We start from the raw sequence: 15,731 nt of genomic DNA on the forward strand, positions 1-15,731 counted from the left end.
CTCAAACGAAGCGGGTCCGATAACTAGTTATTTAATTTTGGGGACAATTTCTAATTTTTTACAATCAGTAAAGTCCTATTTTTTACCTTTCGGCTTAAAGTGCGTTTGATGCACCGTGGTAAACAATACCACGACGAGAATCAACTGTAACAACTTCGCCGTCAGAGATCAATTCTGTTGCGTTTGTAGCACCAACGATTACAGGAATACCCATTGAGATACCTACAACAGCAGCATGTGATGTTAAACCACCGTTTTCAACGATCAAAGCAGATGCTTTTTCGATTGCTGGTAAGTAATCTTTGTCAGTTGTCTTTGTTACAAGGATAGCACCTTCAACAGCTTTTTCGTTTGCTTCAGCAGCAGATGTTGCTACAACAGCTTTACCGATAACTGTTTCGTCGCCAACGCCTTGACCTTCAACTAATTTTGAACCAATTAATTGGATCTTCATAACGTTAGTTGTACCTTTTTCACCAACAGGAACACCAGCAGTGATCAAGATCAAATCGCCTTCCTTAGCAAAGCCAACTTCTTTAGCTTTTTCTGTTGCTAAGCTGAACATTTCATCAGTTGAGCTTGGTGTTTCAGCAACAACAGGGAAGACACCCCAGTTGATAGACAAGCCACGACGTGTACGTTCATCGAATGTAACTGCCAAGATATCTGCATCTGGACGGTACTTGGAGATCATACGAGCTGTGTGACCAGATTTTGTAGCAGCAACGATTGTCTTGATGTTCAAGTTGTCAGCTGCTTCAGCAACGGCACGACCGATTGCTTCTGTCACGTCTGTCTTGTCAAATTCGTTCAATGTAAATGGTTTGTGTTGACGTAATGCATTTTCAGCTTTAACGTCGATACGAGCCATTGTTGCAACAGCTTCAACTGGGTAGTCACCGTTTGCAGATTCACCAGAAAGCATTGTTGCATCTGTACCATCAAACACAGCGTTAGCAACGTCAGAAGCTTCAGCACGTGTTGGACGTGGGTTTTCTTGCATAGAATCAAGCATTTGCGTAGCTGTGATAACTGGTTTACCAGCAGCGTTACACTTCTTGATCAATTCTTTTTGTACCAAAGGAACATTTTCTGCTGGGATTTCAACACCCATGTCACCACGAGCGATCATCAAACCATCAGAAACTTTCAAGATTTCATCAAAGTTATCGATACCTTCTTGAGATTCGATCTTAGGGAAGATTTGAACATGTTCCATGTTCTTTTCTTCTAAAAGTTCACGAATATCTAAAACGTCTTGAGGCTTACGTACAAAGGAAGCAGCGATAAAGTTGATTTCGTTATCTAAACCAAAGCGGATATCGTCAGCATCTTTTTCTGTGATACCAGGTAAGTTGATAGAAACGCCAGGAGCGTTAACACCTTTACGGGAACCAAGTGTACCTTCGTTAAGAACTGTACATACTAATTCGCGGTTTGCTTCGTCTTTCTTTTCGATCTTCATGTCGATCAAACCATCGTCAAATAATACGTGGCCACCTTCATGAACATCATCGTATAAGTCAGCATAAGTAACAGCGATCTTTTCTTTTGTACCTTCAACAGTAGGATCCATCGAAATACGTACTTCATCACCGATGTTAAAGTGTAATTTACCACCTTGTTGTACAGTTGTACGGATTTCAGCACCCTTTGTATCAAGCATGATACCAACCATCTTACCTGTAACCTTTTCTGCTTCACGCACAAGGTTCATACGGCCTAAATGTTCTTCATGGTCACCATGAGAAAAGTTGAAGCGGAAGACGTTAGCGCCTGCTTCGATCAATTTTGAAATTGTATCTAAATCTGAACTAGCTGGTCCAAGTGTACTTACGATCTTGGTCTTTTTCATGAGTTAATTCTCTCCTTTGAAAATCTTAATGCTCTGCATCTTGTCCCGGATCATTTTGATAAAATCAAAACTTCGACAGTAAAACTGTTCTGGTAGTACCGGTCAACTACCACTTGCTATCATAGATCTTAGAAACTCAACCGTTCGTTTAAGTCAAGCAAGGACACGTCTGTCATGTGCTTGTGATTTTCTAAAGTATCAATGATATCTGTTGCAACAAGCTTATTATCGCGGATACCGATAGCTAAGCCACCCTTGCCTTCAAGCAATAAGCGGACAGCATAGTCACCAAAGCGACTAGCCAAGACACGGTCTTTAGCTGTTGGTACGCCACCACGTTGGATGTGACCTAATGTGATAGCACGACTGTCAAAGTCACCATGCTTGTCAAGTTCTTCTTTGAACTTAGCAGCAGAAGTTACCCCTTCAGCTAAAACGATCAAGCCATGATCTTTGCCATTTTCACGATTCTTGAGCAACTTGTCGGCAATTGCCTTAACGTCATAATCACGTTCAGGAACAACGATTGCATCTGCTCCGGCTGCGATCCCGGACCATAATGCGATATCACCTGCGCCACGACCCATAACTTCAACAACGAATACACGTTGGTGAGAAGTTGCAGTATCATTGATGCGGTCAAGTGCTTCAGTTGCCACATTAACAGCTGTATCAAAACCAATTGTGAAATCAGTTCCTGGAATATCATTATCGATCGTGCCTGGAACACCAATTGAGTTAAAGCCATGTTTTGTAAGCTTCAAAGCACCATGGTAAGAACCATCGCCACCAATAACAACTAAAGCATCGATTCCGAACTTGTTAAGTTGTTCGATACCTTTTAGTTGCACTTCTTCTTCCGCAAATTCTGGGAAACGTGCGGAATAAAGAATTGTGCCACCGCGATTGATGATACCGTCTAATTGTGAAGATTCCATCTTGAAGATGTTGCCTTCAACAAGACCCTTGTAGCCATAGTTGATACCATAAGCTTCAAGGCCTGCATTCATAGCAGAACGGGCAATTGCACGTACAGCAGCGTTCATCCCGGAGGCATCGCCACCGCTTGTTAAAATACCAATGCGTTTCATTTCTTCACCTCAAGTAATAATTGTAGTACTACATTCTCCAAATGTAATAGTATCACTTTTAGTGACAGTTGTCTTGTAAAAAATTGCTTTTTTGCCAATAAATTAAAATCTGTTTTCATAAATTTTCATTGCTTTAAGATAACGTTTTTGCTACCTAACAACTTTGATAGCGCTTCGATTGTCTGATCATCATCTTTTAGCCACAAATTTTCTTTGAGAATTATTTTTCTATTCTCATTTTCTTCAATTAAAATTACTGGAACATTTCCATGATGTTGTCTTAAAATTTGGTTCAAAGCTGGTTTAAATTGCTCAAGCTCATCAACTAGCCGCAAATAATAACATTTTTTCGAAAAATCAGTTGCTAGCCGTAGATCTGCCACCAATAGATTTTTAGTGTTATTTCTGAGTTCAACTTTGCCTGAGACCAATAAAATATTACCTTTTTCCAGCAGAGTTGAGCACTGCTGGTAAACATTTGGAAAAACAACTAACTCTAATTCGGCACTTTGGTCAGCAACTTGTACAAATGCCATTTGCTCACCTTTTTTAGTTCGGATCACCCGCACATTTTTAACGTAGACTAAAGTTTTAGTCGATGTATTTGGCACTAATTCAGACACTAATTTTGTTTGTTTTAATTTAGCCAACCACTGATATTTTTCGATCGGATGACCTGAAACATAAGTCCCTAGATAATAAAATTCCTTAGCTAGTAATTCATCTTGCGTGATCTCAGGAGCTTTTACTTCTTTTGGTGCTAACATTTCAAAAAGTGTTTGATTTTCACCACTTAAAGAAACATTATTCATGATCTGTGGTAATTGCGCTAACAATTGGCTTCGATCAGGTTCTAAAGCATCAAACGTACCAGCATAAATCAAAGCTATAAGTTGTTCTTCTTTGAGAAATTTTTTATTTAAACGTTGGATAAAATCGGTCAAGCTCTTAAATTTGCCGTTTTGATAGCGTTCAGTCAAAATTTCTTTGATCAGGTCGCCACGTAAGGTTTTGATCGAATTTAAGCCAAACACCAAATTTCCATCTTTCAAAGTGAAATATGCTTGGCTAGCGTTAATATCTGGACCTTTGATCTTTAAATTAAACTGTTTTGCTTCGGCTAAATATTCTCTGATTTTTGTATCATTTCCAGTAACAGAATTTATCAAAGCCGCAAAAAAAGCTCCCGGATAATGGACTTTAATGTAAGCCAGCTCAAAAGCCATTTTTGAGTATGCCACCGCATGGGAACGGTTAAAGCCATAATCACCAAATTTTTTCATATACTCATAGACTCTTAAAGCTTGTTCTTTAGCATAGCCTTTGCTTAAAGCGCCCGCAACAAATAAATTTTGCATCTCCGCGATTTTTTGATGATCTTTTTTACTGATCGCACGCCGTAAAAGATCGGCTTGCCCTAGACTAAAGCCCCCCATTACTGTCGCTACTTGCATAACTTGCTCTTGGTAAACAATGATACCGTAAGTATTTTTTAATACCGTAGCTAATTCTGCTACTGGGTAAGTGATTGCTTCTTTCCCATGCTTGCGTACGATAAATTTTTCAATATTATTCATCGGACCAGGGCGATAAAGCGCATTGACCGCAGCAATGTCTTCAAATGAAGTTGGATGTAACTCACGCAAAACATTTTTGATCCCAAATGATTCAAATTGAAAGATCCCATTAGTTTTAGCTGCTTGAAATAATTTCAAAGTCAAAGGATCATTTAACGAGATCTTTTTTAAATCAAGTTGCGTGCCATAGCCTTTTTTTACGAATTTTAGTGCATTGTCTAAGATCGATAGATTACGTAAGCCTAAAAAATCGATTTTCAATAAGCCGGCTTCTTCAACTTGATTTTTAGCAAATTGTGATAACAAGATCTGATCTGAGCCCAATTGAACTGGAACTAGGTCACTTAAAACTTGATCACTTAAGATCACCCCAGCAGCGTGAGTTGAATAGTGCCGTGGTAAACCTTCTAATTTGAGCGCAGTTTTAAATAACAACTCATTTCGTTGGCTATCGGCTACTAAATTTTTAACTTTTTGTGATTCTGCATAAGCTTCAGTTAGTGTTAATTTATATTTATGTGGTAAAGCTTTAGCCCACTGATCTAATTCAAAACTCGTCAGACCTAAAACTCGCCCTACATCTCGAATCGCTTGTCTAGCGCCTAAAGTTCCAAAAGTAATGATCTGAGCCATATGTTCATGTCCATATTTTTGATGAACATACTTGATGACTTGATCACGTTTAGTATCCGGAATGTCAAGATCAATATCAGGCATTTGAGCCCGTCTAGGATTTAAGAAACGTTCAAACAACAGCCCGTATTTTAGGGGGTCAACATCTGTGATTTTTAACACATACGAGACTAAAGAACCGGCTGCCGAACCACGCCCTGGACCGATACGGATCTGATTTTCATGGGCAAAATTGGTGACATCCCACACGATCAAAAAATAATCATCAAACCCCATTTGATGAATGATATCTAATTCTTCTTTTAACCGTGCGATATAAGGAGTATAGTCAACTATTTGATCGGTTTGGATCCGCATCCGTAAACCTTCGCGACACAACTTTGCCAAGTACTCTTTTGCACTCAATCCATTAGGTGTCTTAAAGTGAGGCAATTTTGTTTTAGGAAAGTCTAGCGTCAGCTCAAATTGCGCGCACACTTGTTGGTTCGTTTCATAAGCAGTTTTTAGCCCTGCACGTTCGTATTCGACTAGATACTGCTTTGGTTCACGTAAATAGTGAATGCCACTCATATTTTTGACAGCTGTTTCAAAATCTAATTTTTCTGAATTACCGATCGCACGCAAAACGCTAACTTCAAAGTATTCATTTTGCTGTAAATAATGGACTGCACTCGCTGCGATCAAAGGAGTATTTGTTTGTTTTGCCAAAACATTTGACGTCAACGTTTCTTGTTTTGCAACTAACGGATCGACTCCTAGATAAACACTATTTGGGTCTCCGATTTTTTTTAATGCACCTAATAATTCAGGCGCTTGCTCATAATACTTAGTAAAAAGCGAGCTTTGCGCAGGAGAAACGATCACCAGATCATGCCAATATGAACTTGATAACTCCAAAAATTCGCTAAAGTCTAAAGGGATATTTTGATGTGTCATTTTAAGCGAAGAAAGCTTGAGTAAATTGTGATAACCCGTATTATTTTTAGCGAAGACCATCAGTTGGGCATTTTCCTCAAATTCTAACGTTAGCCCTATGATCGGCTTAATGTCATATTTTTGACAAGCGTGGTAAAAATCAAGCACCCCATACATGACGTTGATGTCACTAAGCGCAATGTTTTTATAACCTAACTCTTTGGCTTGCTTAACATAATCTTCGATCCGTAAAGTACTTTTTAACAAACTGTTAGAACTTATGACTTGTAGCGGACTAAACATAGCACTTCCTCCTTTCAAATTCTTTGTTATAATTATACAAATTTACTCTTTGATTTTCAAAAAGCGACAAGATTTGCAAATTATCTGTGCAAATTTTTTTGCTTTATGCTAAACTACTATTGAGAATGAGAGGTGTTGGCTAATGGCAAAACAACTTACGATCTTATTTTGGGGCTTTATCTATGGTGAAGTGATCGGTTATGTTCTTTCAGCATTAGATGCGACTCAATTCCAACCAGTTCAAAGCGGAGTTATTGCGATGATCGGTGGTTTTATTGCGATCAACTGCTTACAATTCTTCGTTAAGAGCCCAAAAGAAGCTAAAAAGAATAAGTAATAAAAAACGAGACTAAAATTAGCCTCGTTTTTTTATTATCACTTTGTTTCTTTGACAAATTCTAATTTACCATCTACTAAAGCGATCTTAACTTCACTGTGTGGTAAAATATTGCCCGCAACGATCTCACGTGCTAGTGGAGTTTCGATCTGATTAGTAATGAATCTTTGTAATGGACGAGCACCATAAGCTGGATCATAACCATTTTTAGCGATCCAATCTCTTGCTTCTGGTGAGATCGTTAAACTGATCTCTTGAGCGGCTAAGCGATTTGACAACTGTGCCACAAATTTATCAACAATTTGTCCGATTACATCTATCGTTAATGGTGAAAACATGATGATATCGTCAATTCGGTTGAGAAATTCTGGTTTAAAGTGCGCTTGTGCAACTTTTAACACTTGTTCTTTTACTTCATCCGAAATTTTATTATTCTCGTTTAAACCATCTAGCAATAAGTTTGAACCTAGATTTGAAGTCAAGATCAAGATCGTATTTCTAAAATCAACGGTCCGTCCTTGTCCATCTGTTAAACGTCCATCATCGAGCACTTGTAAAAGAATATTGAACACATCTGGGTGAGCTTTTTCGATCTCATCAAACAAAACGATCGTATAAGGATTGCGCCGAACAGCTTCCGTTAACTGCCCGCCTTCTTCATAACCGATATATCCTGGTGCTGCCCCAACCAAACGCGAGACCGATGCTTTTTCCATGTATTCTGACATATCGATCCGAACCATATGTTTATCTGAATCAAAGAGATCTTTAGCCAAAGCTTTGGCTAATTCGGTCTTACCGACCCCTGTAGGTCCTAAAAACATAAATGATCCCAAAGGCTTAGATGGATCTTGCAAGCCAGCACGTGAGCGTAAAACAGCATCTGAGACTGCTTTTACAGCTTCATCTTGCCCAATAACTCGTTTATGCAAGTTTTCTGCTAAATGCAATAATTTTTGGCGTTCACCTTGGACCAACTTAGCTACTGGGATCCCTGTCAACCGACTTACTACCGAAGCGATCTCTTCTTCAGTCACTGATTCTTCGACTAACCAATCATCGGTCCGTTCAGAATGCTCTAAATTGGCTAATTCTTTTTCTAATTCGGGAATCGTTGCATGCTGTAATTTAGCAGCTTTTTCGAGATCATAGTTATTTTCAGCTTCTTCTAGGTCATGCTTAGCTTTGTCTAACTCGGATTTTTTCTCACTTAGTTTTTGGACATCTTCTTTTTCACTTTCCCAACGCATTTTTAATTGGTTAGCTTTTTCGCGTAACTCAGCTAATTCACTTTGCATTTCAGCCAGGCGTTTCTTAGATGCTGGATCGGTCTCTTTTTTCAAAGCCGCTTCTTCGACTTCTTGGCGCATCAATTGACGTGTCACTTGATCAAGTTCGGTTGGCATCGAATTCATTTCGACCCTGATCTCAGCACAAGCTTCATCTACTAAATCGATCGCTTTGTCAGGTAAAAAGCGGTCAGTAATGTAGCGATTAGATAAGGTAGCGGCCGCAACCAAGGCACTGTCGTGGATCCGTACTCCATGGTGGATCTCATAGCGTTCCTTTAGGCCACGTAAAATCGAGATTGTGTCTTCAACTGTGGGTTCTTTGACTAGAACTTTTTGGAAACGACGCTCTAATGCTTTATCCTTTTCAACATATTCACGATATTCGTCTAAAGTCGTTGCCCCGATCAAATGCAATTCACCCCGAGCAAGCATGGGTTTTAATAAGTTACCTGCATCCATGCTACCTTCTGTTTTGCCGGCACCAACAATATTATGGATCTCATCAATAAATAAGATAATTTGCCCTTCACTTTTAGAAACTTCTTTTAAAACTGCTTTTAGGCGTTCTTCAAATTCACCACGATATTTCGCTCCTGCGATCAAAGATCCCATATCTAAAGAAAAAATCGTTTTGTCCTTAAGATTATCAGGGACATCTTTGCGCACGATCCGTTGTGCTAACCCTTCGATGATCGCAGTTTTACCCACACCAGGTTCTCCGATCAAAACAGGGTTATTCTTTGTTTTACGTGACAAAATTCTGATAACATCCCGAATTTCTTCGTCTCGCCCAATGATTGGATCTTGTTTTCCTTGCCGAACCTGTTTAACTAGGTCCACCCCATATTTTTCCAATGCTTGGTATTGTTCTTCTTGATTTTTAGAGGTCACCCGTTCACCAGCACGCATCTGTGTGATCGTAGCTAAAAGTTTTTCTCGGGTGCAGCCATGTTCAACTAACCAACTAGTTAATGGGTCATATTTTTGTGTCATTAGGGCTAAAACTAACGTATCAAGTGAAATGTATTCATCGGTAAATTCTTGTTTAACTTCGTCAGCATCCCGCAATAACTGTAGCATTTTAGGGCTAAAAGATTGTCCATATTGAACACTACCAGAAACCTCTGGAAGTTTATCTAAAACTTCATCGATCTTAGCTTCAAAAGCGGTAACTTCAACACCCGCCTTTTTATAAATATCCGTTACCAATTGTCCTGGTTGGACTAAAAATTTAAATAAATGTGCAATTTCGATCTCTTGTTGGTGACGATTGATAGCAATTTGTTGTGCTTGCCCTAAAGCATCTTGCACAGCAGATGTTAAATTATTTTCATTATTCATCTTTTATTACCTCGAATCACTTAAATTTATGCAAATAAACGTGGTAGCAGTTTACCACGCTTACTTGACGTTTATTTAGCAGCTAATTTTATAATTTCTAATACAACATCAGCTGCTTGTTGCATGACTTGTTTTGAAACATACTCATAACGCCCATGCATATTTTCTCCACCGGCAAAAATATTTGGGGTCGGTAAGCCCATAAAAGAAATCGTTGAACCATCTGTACCGCCACGGACCGGATAGATCTCTGGTGTGATCCCCAGATTTTTCATCGCTTCTTTAGCTAATTCAACGACCGTCATATCCTTTTCGATCACTTCACGCATGTTGTAATACTGATCTTTAACTTCGATCAACACTCGTTCTTCGCCTAAAGTTGCATTCATCTTAGCCGCATTATCTAACATTAATTGTTTTCTTTGTTCAAAGATCTCGCGGTCATGATCACGAATGATATAAGCCAAACTAGCTTCGGCTACCGAACCGTTGACATCGATCACATGGAAAAAGCCTTGACGCCCCTCAGTTTTTTCAGGAACCTCATCTTTAGGTAACATATTGTGATAGTCCATGGCTAATTGGATCGCATTGACCATCACACCCTTAGCCGTAGCAGGATGAACTTCTTTACCTAAAAATTTGAGTTTAGCTTGAGCTGCATTAAACGTTTCATATTCTAGCTCACCTAATGGACCACCATCGACAGTATACGCGATATCCGCACCAAATTCGGCGACATCAAAATTCAGTGAGCCAGTTCCGATCTCTTCATCTGGTCCGATTCCGATCATGACTGTCCCATGTTTGATCTCAGGATGTGCTACTAAGTATTCCATCACCGTAATGATCTCAGCTACTCCGGCTTTATCGTCAGCACCTAATAAGGTGGTCCCATCCGTCGTGATCAAATCATGACCTTGATAATTTTTCAAATTAGGAAAATCCTTTGGTGATAACATGATCGTTTGCGCATCATCTAAGGCAATGTCACTTTCACCATCATAATTTTCAACAATTTTTGGCTTAACATCAGTTGCATTAAAGTCAGCTGTGTCCATATGAGCCAAAAAACCAACCTTCTTTACGTTACTGTCATCGGCTAAATTACTTGGTAACTCCGCAAAAACATAACCACTTTTGGCCGAGATTCGGACATTTTTTAGCCCGATCGCAGTTAATTCAACAGCTATATCCTTAGCAAATTGTACCTGTGTTTGCGTAGAAGGCACAGTCGTTGAATTTTCATCAGATCGTGTTTCTTTTTTTACATATTCTAAAAAGCGTGGTACTAAATTAGGATAATTTGGCATAGTCTTTGGTCCCCTTTTTATTTAAATAAAGTCAAACGGATCAGTATTGAGTTTTGAAGAAAGAACTTTGATCTCCCAATTATTTTCTCCATTCCACTTAGTAAATAGTTCTTTTAAATGTGGCTTACAAATTGCTTCAAAATGGTGGCCTGGATCAATAACTGCCATGCCACTTTCATACATATCGTGAGCAGTATGGTAAGATACATCACCTGTCACGTACACATCAGCCCCTTGTCTCAATGCATACGGATAAAATTTTGCTCCTGATCCCCCTAAAACTGCTACTTTTTCAACCATTTTTTGCTTATCACGAGCTACTAAGCGTAATCCTTGTAATGACAAAACTTCTTTACAAAATTTTGCATATTTTTCAACTGTCATGGCAGTTGTTAACTCACCGACTCGTCCCATTCCCGTCTTTTCGCCTAAATCTTCGACTTGATATAAATCATATGCAATTTCTTCATAAGGATGAACGGCACGCATAGCAGTTAAAACTTGAGCTTTTTTGCTAGCTGGAAAAACGACCTCAATCTTATCTTCTGCAACTTCAGCTAATTTGGCTGCTTTTCCAATATAAGGATCCGCGGCCTCAGTTGGCATAAAACGCCCTGTACCAGACAGAGTATAAGAGCAACTCTTATATTCACCTAACTGACCTGCACCAGCCTCGGCTAAAGCTTGACGCAAACTCTCACTATTTTCAGTAGGGACAAAAACCGCTAATTTATACCATTTTTCGGCCCGTGTTGGTAAAAGTGGACTCACATTAGCTAAACCTAAAGCTTGCGCCAACCAATCATTCATGCCTCCATTGGCATTATCTAAATTTGTATGTGCCGCATACACCGTGATATTGTGTTTGATCAACTCAGCATACATTTTATTTTGAGGCACACTCAAATCAAATTGCTTTACTGGGACAAACATTGCTGGATGATGCGCAAAAATAAAGTCTACCTGATTTTCAATGGCTTCTTTGACCACATCCGGTCTGACATCTAACGTCACCATCATCTTTTTAACTTCTTGTTCTAAGTCGCCTAACTGTAGCCCAATCGGATCATTTGGTTCTGCGATCCGTTTAGGCGCAAAGGCCTCAAACTTTTGAACGATCTCTTTAACCTTCACCATCTAAGACACCTCTTATTTGCGCAATTCTAGTCTGAAGCGCTTCTTTTTTAGTGGCTGGAACATGACTTGCTTTTTGTAACTCGATCAAAATTGTTTCGAGTTTTGCGATTTCTTTTTGCCATTTAGCTTTAAAAGTTTCATTTTTTTCTTTTAAGAGCCATGGTCCAAAGATAAGTTCAGCCTCTGTCAATTCTTGTTTTACTGGCGTATAACTGGCAGAAATGATCTCATAGATGTGTCCATCTTCTTGCATGATTTGTTCAGAATCGATTTGATAATTGTTTTCAACTAACCACTTGCGAACATTACTTTCACCAACATTTGGTTGTAAGATCAATTGAGGATGATCAGCTAATTTATCTTTTCCAGTTGCTAAAATATCACTGATCAAAGTGCCTCCCATGCCACAAATCGTTACGACATTTATTTTATCAGTTGCTTTGATTGCAGCTAGCCCATCAGCCAGGCGAACTTCAATGATATCATCAAGTCCCTCTTTTTTGATCTCCTGTTTAGCATTTTGGTATGGTCCTTTAACAACTTCACCAGCAACGCCAAAAGCTAATTGATCGTTTAACGCCAAATAAGCTGGTAAATAAGCATGATCTGAACCAATATCTGCTAAGCGCGCATTAGTTGGCACTAATTTAGCCACTGCTAGCAAACGTTTTGAAAGATGGTGTGCATCCATCTGCATCCCTCCAATAAATTACTTCTAAAAATATTCTACCACACATCAGAAAGCTTGCTTTAGACTTTTATCAAAAAAACCCGGTGTAAATTACACCGGATCTTGAGCTTGCTATTCTAAGAAATCTTTTAATTGTTTTGAACGAGATGGGTGACGCAATTTACGTAACGCTTTTGCTTCAATTTGACGGATTCGCTCACGTGTGACCCCAAAGACTTTCCCAACTTCTTCTAGGGTACGAGTACGCCCATCATCTAAACCAAAGCGCAAACGTAAAACATTTTCTTCTCGATCAGTCAAAGTATCTAAAACACTTTCGATTTGTTCTTTTAATAATTCATACGCCGCATGTTCTGCTGGACTAGTTGCATCTTGATCTTCAATGAAATCACCCAAATGAGAGTCATCTTCTTCCCCAATCGGAGTTTCAAGTGAAACTGGTTCTTGCGCTATTTTTAAGATCTCACGCACTTTTTCAGTTGGCATATTCATTTCTGCCCCAATTTCTTCTGGAATCGGTTCACGACCAAGATCTTGTAACATTTGGCGTTGGATCCGAATCAACTTGTTGATCGTTTCCACCATGTGCACTGGGATACGGATCGTCCGCGCTTGATCAGCGATCGCACGCGTAATTGCTTGCCTGATCCACCAAGTTGCATAAGTTGAAAATTTAAATCCCTTACGATAATCGAATTTTTCAACGGCTTTCATTAAACCCATGTTCCCTTCTTGGATCAAGTCAAGAAATGACATGCCACGACCAACATAACGTTTAGCGATCGAAACAACTAAACGTAGGTTGGCTTCTGCTAGACGTTGCTTGGCCTCTTCATCGCCTTCTTCAATTCGTAACGCTAAGGCTACCTCTTCATCTGCAGTCAAGAGATTTACACGGCCGATTTCTTTTAGATACATTCTGACAGGATCATTTATTTTAACCCCTGATGGCGCAGATAAGTCACTTTTTGAAAGTTCTTTTTCTTCATGACTAGCTTTTTTCAAACTAATTTCACTTGGATCACCGTTTTCATCGACCACTGAGATGCCCGCATCTTCTACGCGCACGATCAAGGCGTCCATTTGATCTGCTTCTAAATGAAATGGTGTGACCATTTTGTCAGTCAATTCATCGTATCTAATTTCTTTTTTCGGTTTATATTCGCGGAGTAATTCACGCAATGCCTTTTTATATGCAACTTCATCGAAAGTTTTGTTTGTTTTCTCTTCTGCCAAAATAGAGGCCTCCCTTAAATGATTGACTTCTCTGTCTGCTTTTTTTGTAATAGCTCGATCAGTTTTGCTGTATGGGTAACAACAGCTTGAGCATCTCCGATCCGCTTTGCTTGATTGATCTTAGCTTGAACTTCTGAGATCTGAGTTTCAAGTGGTGAGCGTTGGATGATAAAGTTAAGACAATCACTGATTTCTTGTTCACTAACTTCACCATATTCGGTCAATTCAAGCGAAATGATCAACTGGCGGAGATTTTCATCTTTTAAATAATCTAAAAAGCTAGCACTTTCATAACTAGCATAACGATCAAAATAGCCTTCAGCTAATAAATAAATCGTTTCGTAGTCTTCATGAACAAAGGCAAAATCAGCCAAATTTTGAATCCTAGTAAAGACGTCATGATCATGCAAAATACGATATAACAAAAGCCGTTCTGCTTGTTCAAGTGGGCTATAACGCTTTTGCTCTTGTCGTTGTTGGGTACTGTACGATACTTGATCAGAACGTTTATATGATGCAGTTTGATTTTCTTTGATCTCTTGTGCTTGCGTTTGTTGGATAAACGACTGGAGCTGACTGTTAAGATTGACACGTTCGATTCCAAAATCTTTGGCTAAACGATTGAGTGCTAGATCACGTGCTACAGGATCCTTAACAGTCGCAACCCTCTCAAGTACATCGGTAATATAACTTAACTGATCATTTTCTTTTTCAAGATTACGATCTTGTTTAAAATATTCTAAATAAAATTCTAGTTCTGTTTGCTTATTTTGCGCGATAAATTCTTTAAATTTATCGGTTCCATATTTATTAACAAATTCATCTGGATCTAATTTTTCAGGTAAACTTATGACTCCTATCTCAAATTTACTTAATGGTGCAATCAATTCTAGAGCACGTTTAGTAGCATTTTGTCCTGGAGTATCACCATCGTAGCAAATAAACAGCTTATTAGCCGTTTGCTCCAATAAATAGATCTGCTCGCTAGTCAAACTCGTTCCCATGGAGGCAACACCGTTTTTGACCCCTGAGCGCCAAGCCGCTAAAACATCCATAAAACCTTCAAATAAAATAACTTGACCTTCATGGCGAATTTCTTTTTTAGCTTTATCAAAGTTAAATAATATCTTGCGCTTGTTAAATAATGGTCCTTCTGGGGAGTTAAGATATTTAGGAAGTTTTGGAACCTTAGCTAATAAGCGACCTGAAAAAGCAATAACTTGGCCCGTTTGATCCCGGATCGGAAACATGATCCGATCATTAAAACGTTCAGCCAGGTTACCTGTCTCACGTTCACTAAAAAGACCCGATTTTCTCAAAAGTTGATAATCGTCTTCTTTTTTTTCATGCAAAAAAGCGCGTAACAACTCATCAGCTGGAGCATAACCCAATTGAAATTCTTTGATCAACTCATCATCTAACCCACGCTGATGCAAATAATCTAATGCTGGTTGTCCAAGTTTCGTGTTAACTAAAATATGATGATATAATTGGCTAACTTGGGTATATAACCGTTTTAATTGGCCCGTTTCAGAGCGGTCATTAGCGCTGTTTTGTTGTGGTAAATAACTCTTATCTAATTCAATTCCTGCTAATTGCGCAGTACGATAAACTGCCTCAGGGAAAGTCAGATCTTCGATTTCCATCAAGAATTTGAAAACATTTCCCCCTCTGCCACATGAAAAGCAATGAAAGAACTGCTTAGCTTCATTAACAGAAAATGAACCTGTTTTTTCAGTATGAAATGGACACAAGCCAAACCAGTTACTACCCGAGCGGTGTAACTGAACATACTGCCCAACGATATCTAAGATATTAACATCTGACCTGACTTGGTCGATCACATCTGTTGGTATTCGACGTTGATTCACAGTCTCACCCCATTTTTATGAGCCGTTGAGAAAAGCCGCACACGAGGCACGACCTTCCGTATTATTTACATAATCAATAACCATTTTATAATAGATGATTATTTATTGCAAGAGCAAACGTAAATAATTACTATATCAG

10 protein-coding genes are annotated in these 15,731 nt (G+C 39.0%); 1 reads left to right on the plus strand and 9 read right to left on the minus strand.

Annotated elements, in window-relative coordinates; all coding sequences use genetic code 11:
• Positions 1-94 precede the first annotated feature (94 nt).
• The 3 genes from pyk to dnaE all read right to left on the minus strand — a co-directional run bounded on the left by pyk (position 95) and on the right by dnaE (position 6,374).
• Positions 95-1,855 (minus strand): pyruvate kinase, encoded by a 1,761-nt coding sequence (gene pyk / locus FC32_RS08505; protein ID WP_025087672.1) that lies wholly within the window; start codon positions 1,853-1,855, stop codon positions 95-97.
• A gap of 128 nt (positions 1,856-1,983) precedes the next feature.
• Entirely contained in the window at positions 1,984-2,946 is a 963-nt protein-coding gene (gene pfkA / locus FC32_RS08510; RefSeq protein ID WP_025087673.1) for a 6-phosphofructokinase, read from the minus strand.
• A gap of 125 nt (positions 2,947-3,071) precedes the next feature.
• A complete protein-coding gene (dnaE, locus tag FC32_RS08515; protein ID WP_025087674.1) occupies positions 3,072-6,374 on the minus strand; it encodes a DNA polymerase III subunit alpha in 3,303 nt (1,100 codons plus the stop codon).
• Between the two features lie 142 nt (positions 6,375-6,516).
• Between dnaE and FC32_RS08520 the strand changes: the two genes are divergently transcribed.
• Positions 6,517-6,711, plus strand: coding sequence for a YjzD family protein (locus FC32_RS08520; protein ID WP_025087675.1), 195 nt, complete (start codon positions 6,517-6,519; stop codon positions 6,709-6,711).
• A 38-nt stretch (positions 6,712-6,749) separates the two neighbouring features.
• Here the strand turns inward: FC32_RS08520 and clpB are convergent, their stop codons facing one another.
• From clpB to dnaG, 6 genes are all read right to left on the minus strand, one after another.
• A complete protein-coding gene (gene clpB / locus FC32_RS08525) occupies positions 6,750-9,344 on the minus strand; it encodes an ATP-dependent chaperone ClpB (RefSeq protein ID WP_056957390.1) in 2,595 nt (864 codons plus the stop codon).
• Positions 9,345-9,415: 71 nt separating this feature from the next.
• Positions 9,416-10,657, minus strand: coding sequence for a peptidase T (pepT, locus tag FC32_RS08530; protein WP_025087676.1), 1,242 nt, complete (start codon positions 10,655-10,657; stop codon positions 9,416-9,418).
• Positions 10,658-10,678: 21 nt separating this feature from the next.
• Entirely contained in the window at positions 10,679-11,794 is a 1,116-nt protein-coding gene (locus FC32_RS08535) for a Nif3-like dinuclear metal center hexameric protein (protein WP_025087677.1), read from the minus strand.
• Complete coding sequence (locus FC32_RS08540) at positions 11,781-12,485, minus strand: tRNA (adenine(22)-N(1))-methyltransferase (RefSeq protein WP_025087678.1); 705 nt, start codon at positions 12,483-12,485, stop codon at positions 11,781-11,783. Before FC32_RS08540 ends, FC32_RS08535 begins: the two co-directional genes overlap by 14 nt.
• A gap of 111 nt (positions 12,486-12,596) precedes the next feature.
• Positions 12,597-13,721 carry an RNA polymerase sigma factor RpoD gene (gene rpoD / locus FC32_RS08545; protein ID WP_056957391.1) on the minus strand — a complete coding sequence of 375 codons (1,125 nt, stop codon included), beginning with the start codon at positions 13,719-13,721 and terminating at the stop codon, positions 12,597-12,599.
• Positions 13,722-13,735: 14 nt separating this feature from the next.
• Positions 13,736-15,592 (minus strand): DNA primase, encoded by a 1,857-nt coding sequence (gene dnaG, locus FC32_RS08550; RefSeq protein ID WP_035460096.1) that lies wholly within the window; start codon positions 15,590-15,592, stop codon positions 13,736-13,738.
• Positions 15,593-15,731 lie beyond the last annotated feature (139 nt).

The sequence above is a fragment of the Ligilactobacillus apodemi DSM 16634 = JCM 16172 genome, assembly GCF_001434405.1.
GTDB lineage: Bacteria > Bacillota > Bacilli > Lactobacillales > Lactobacillaceae > Ligilactobacillus > Ligilactobacillus apodemi.

What these genes read in the sequence shown, in the direction of transcription:
- pyk (WP_025087672.1), bottom strand. Translation starts at nt 1,855, where the DNA reads ATGAAAAAGACCAAGATCGTAAGTACACTTGGACCAGCTAGTTCAGAT.
- FC32_RS08535 (WP_025087677.1), bottom strand. Translation starts at nt 11,794, where the DNA reads ATGGTGAAGGTTAAAGAGATCGTTCAAAAGTTTGAGGCCTTTGCGCCT.
- clpB (WP_056957390.1), bottom strand. Translation starts at nt 9,344, where the DNA reads ATGAATAATGAAAATAATTTAACATCTGCTGTGCAAGATGCTTTAGGG.
- pfkA (WP_025087673.1), bottom strand. Translation starts at nt 2,946, where the DNA reads ATGAAACGCATTGGTATTTTAACAAGCGGTGGCGATGCCTCCGGGATG.
- FC32_RS08540 (WP_025087678.1), bottom strand. Translation starts at nt 12,485, where the DNA reads ATGGATGCACACCATCTTTCAAAACGTTTGCTAGCAGTGGCTAAATTA.
- pepT (WP_025087676.1), bottom strand. Translation starts at nt 10,657, where the DNA reads ATGCCAAATTATCCTAATTTAGTACCACGCTTTTTAGAATATGTAAAA.
- FC32_RS08520 (WP_025087675.1), top strand. Translation starts at nt 6,517, where the DNA reads ATGGCAAAACAACTTACGATCTTATTTTGGGGCTTTATCTATGGTGAA.
- dnaE (WP_025087674.1), bottom strand. Translation starts at nt 6,374, where the DNA reads ATGTTTAGTCCGCTACAAGTCATAAGTTCTAACAGTTTGTTAAAAAGT.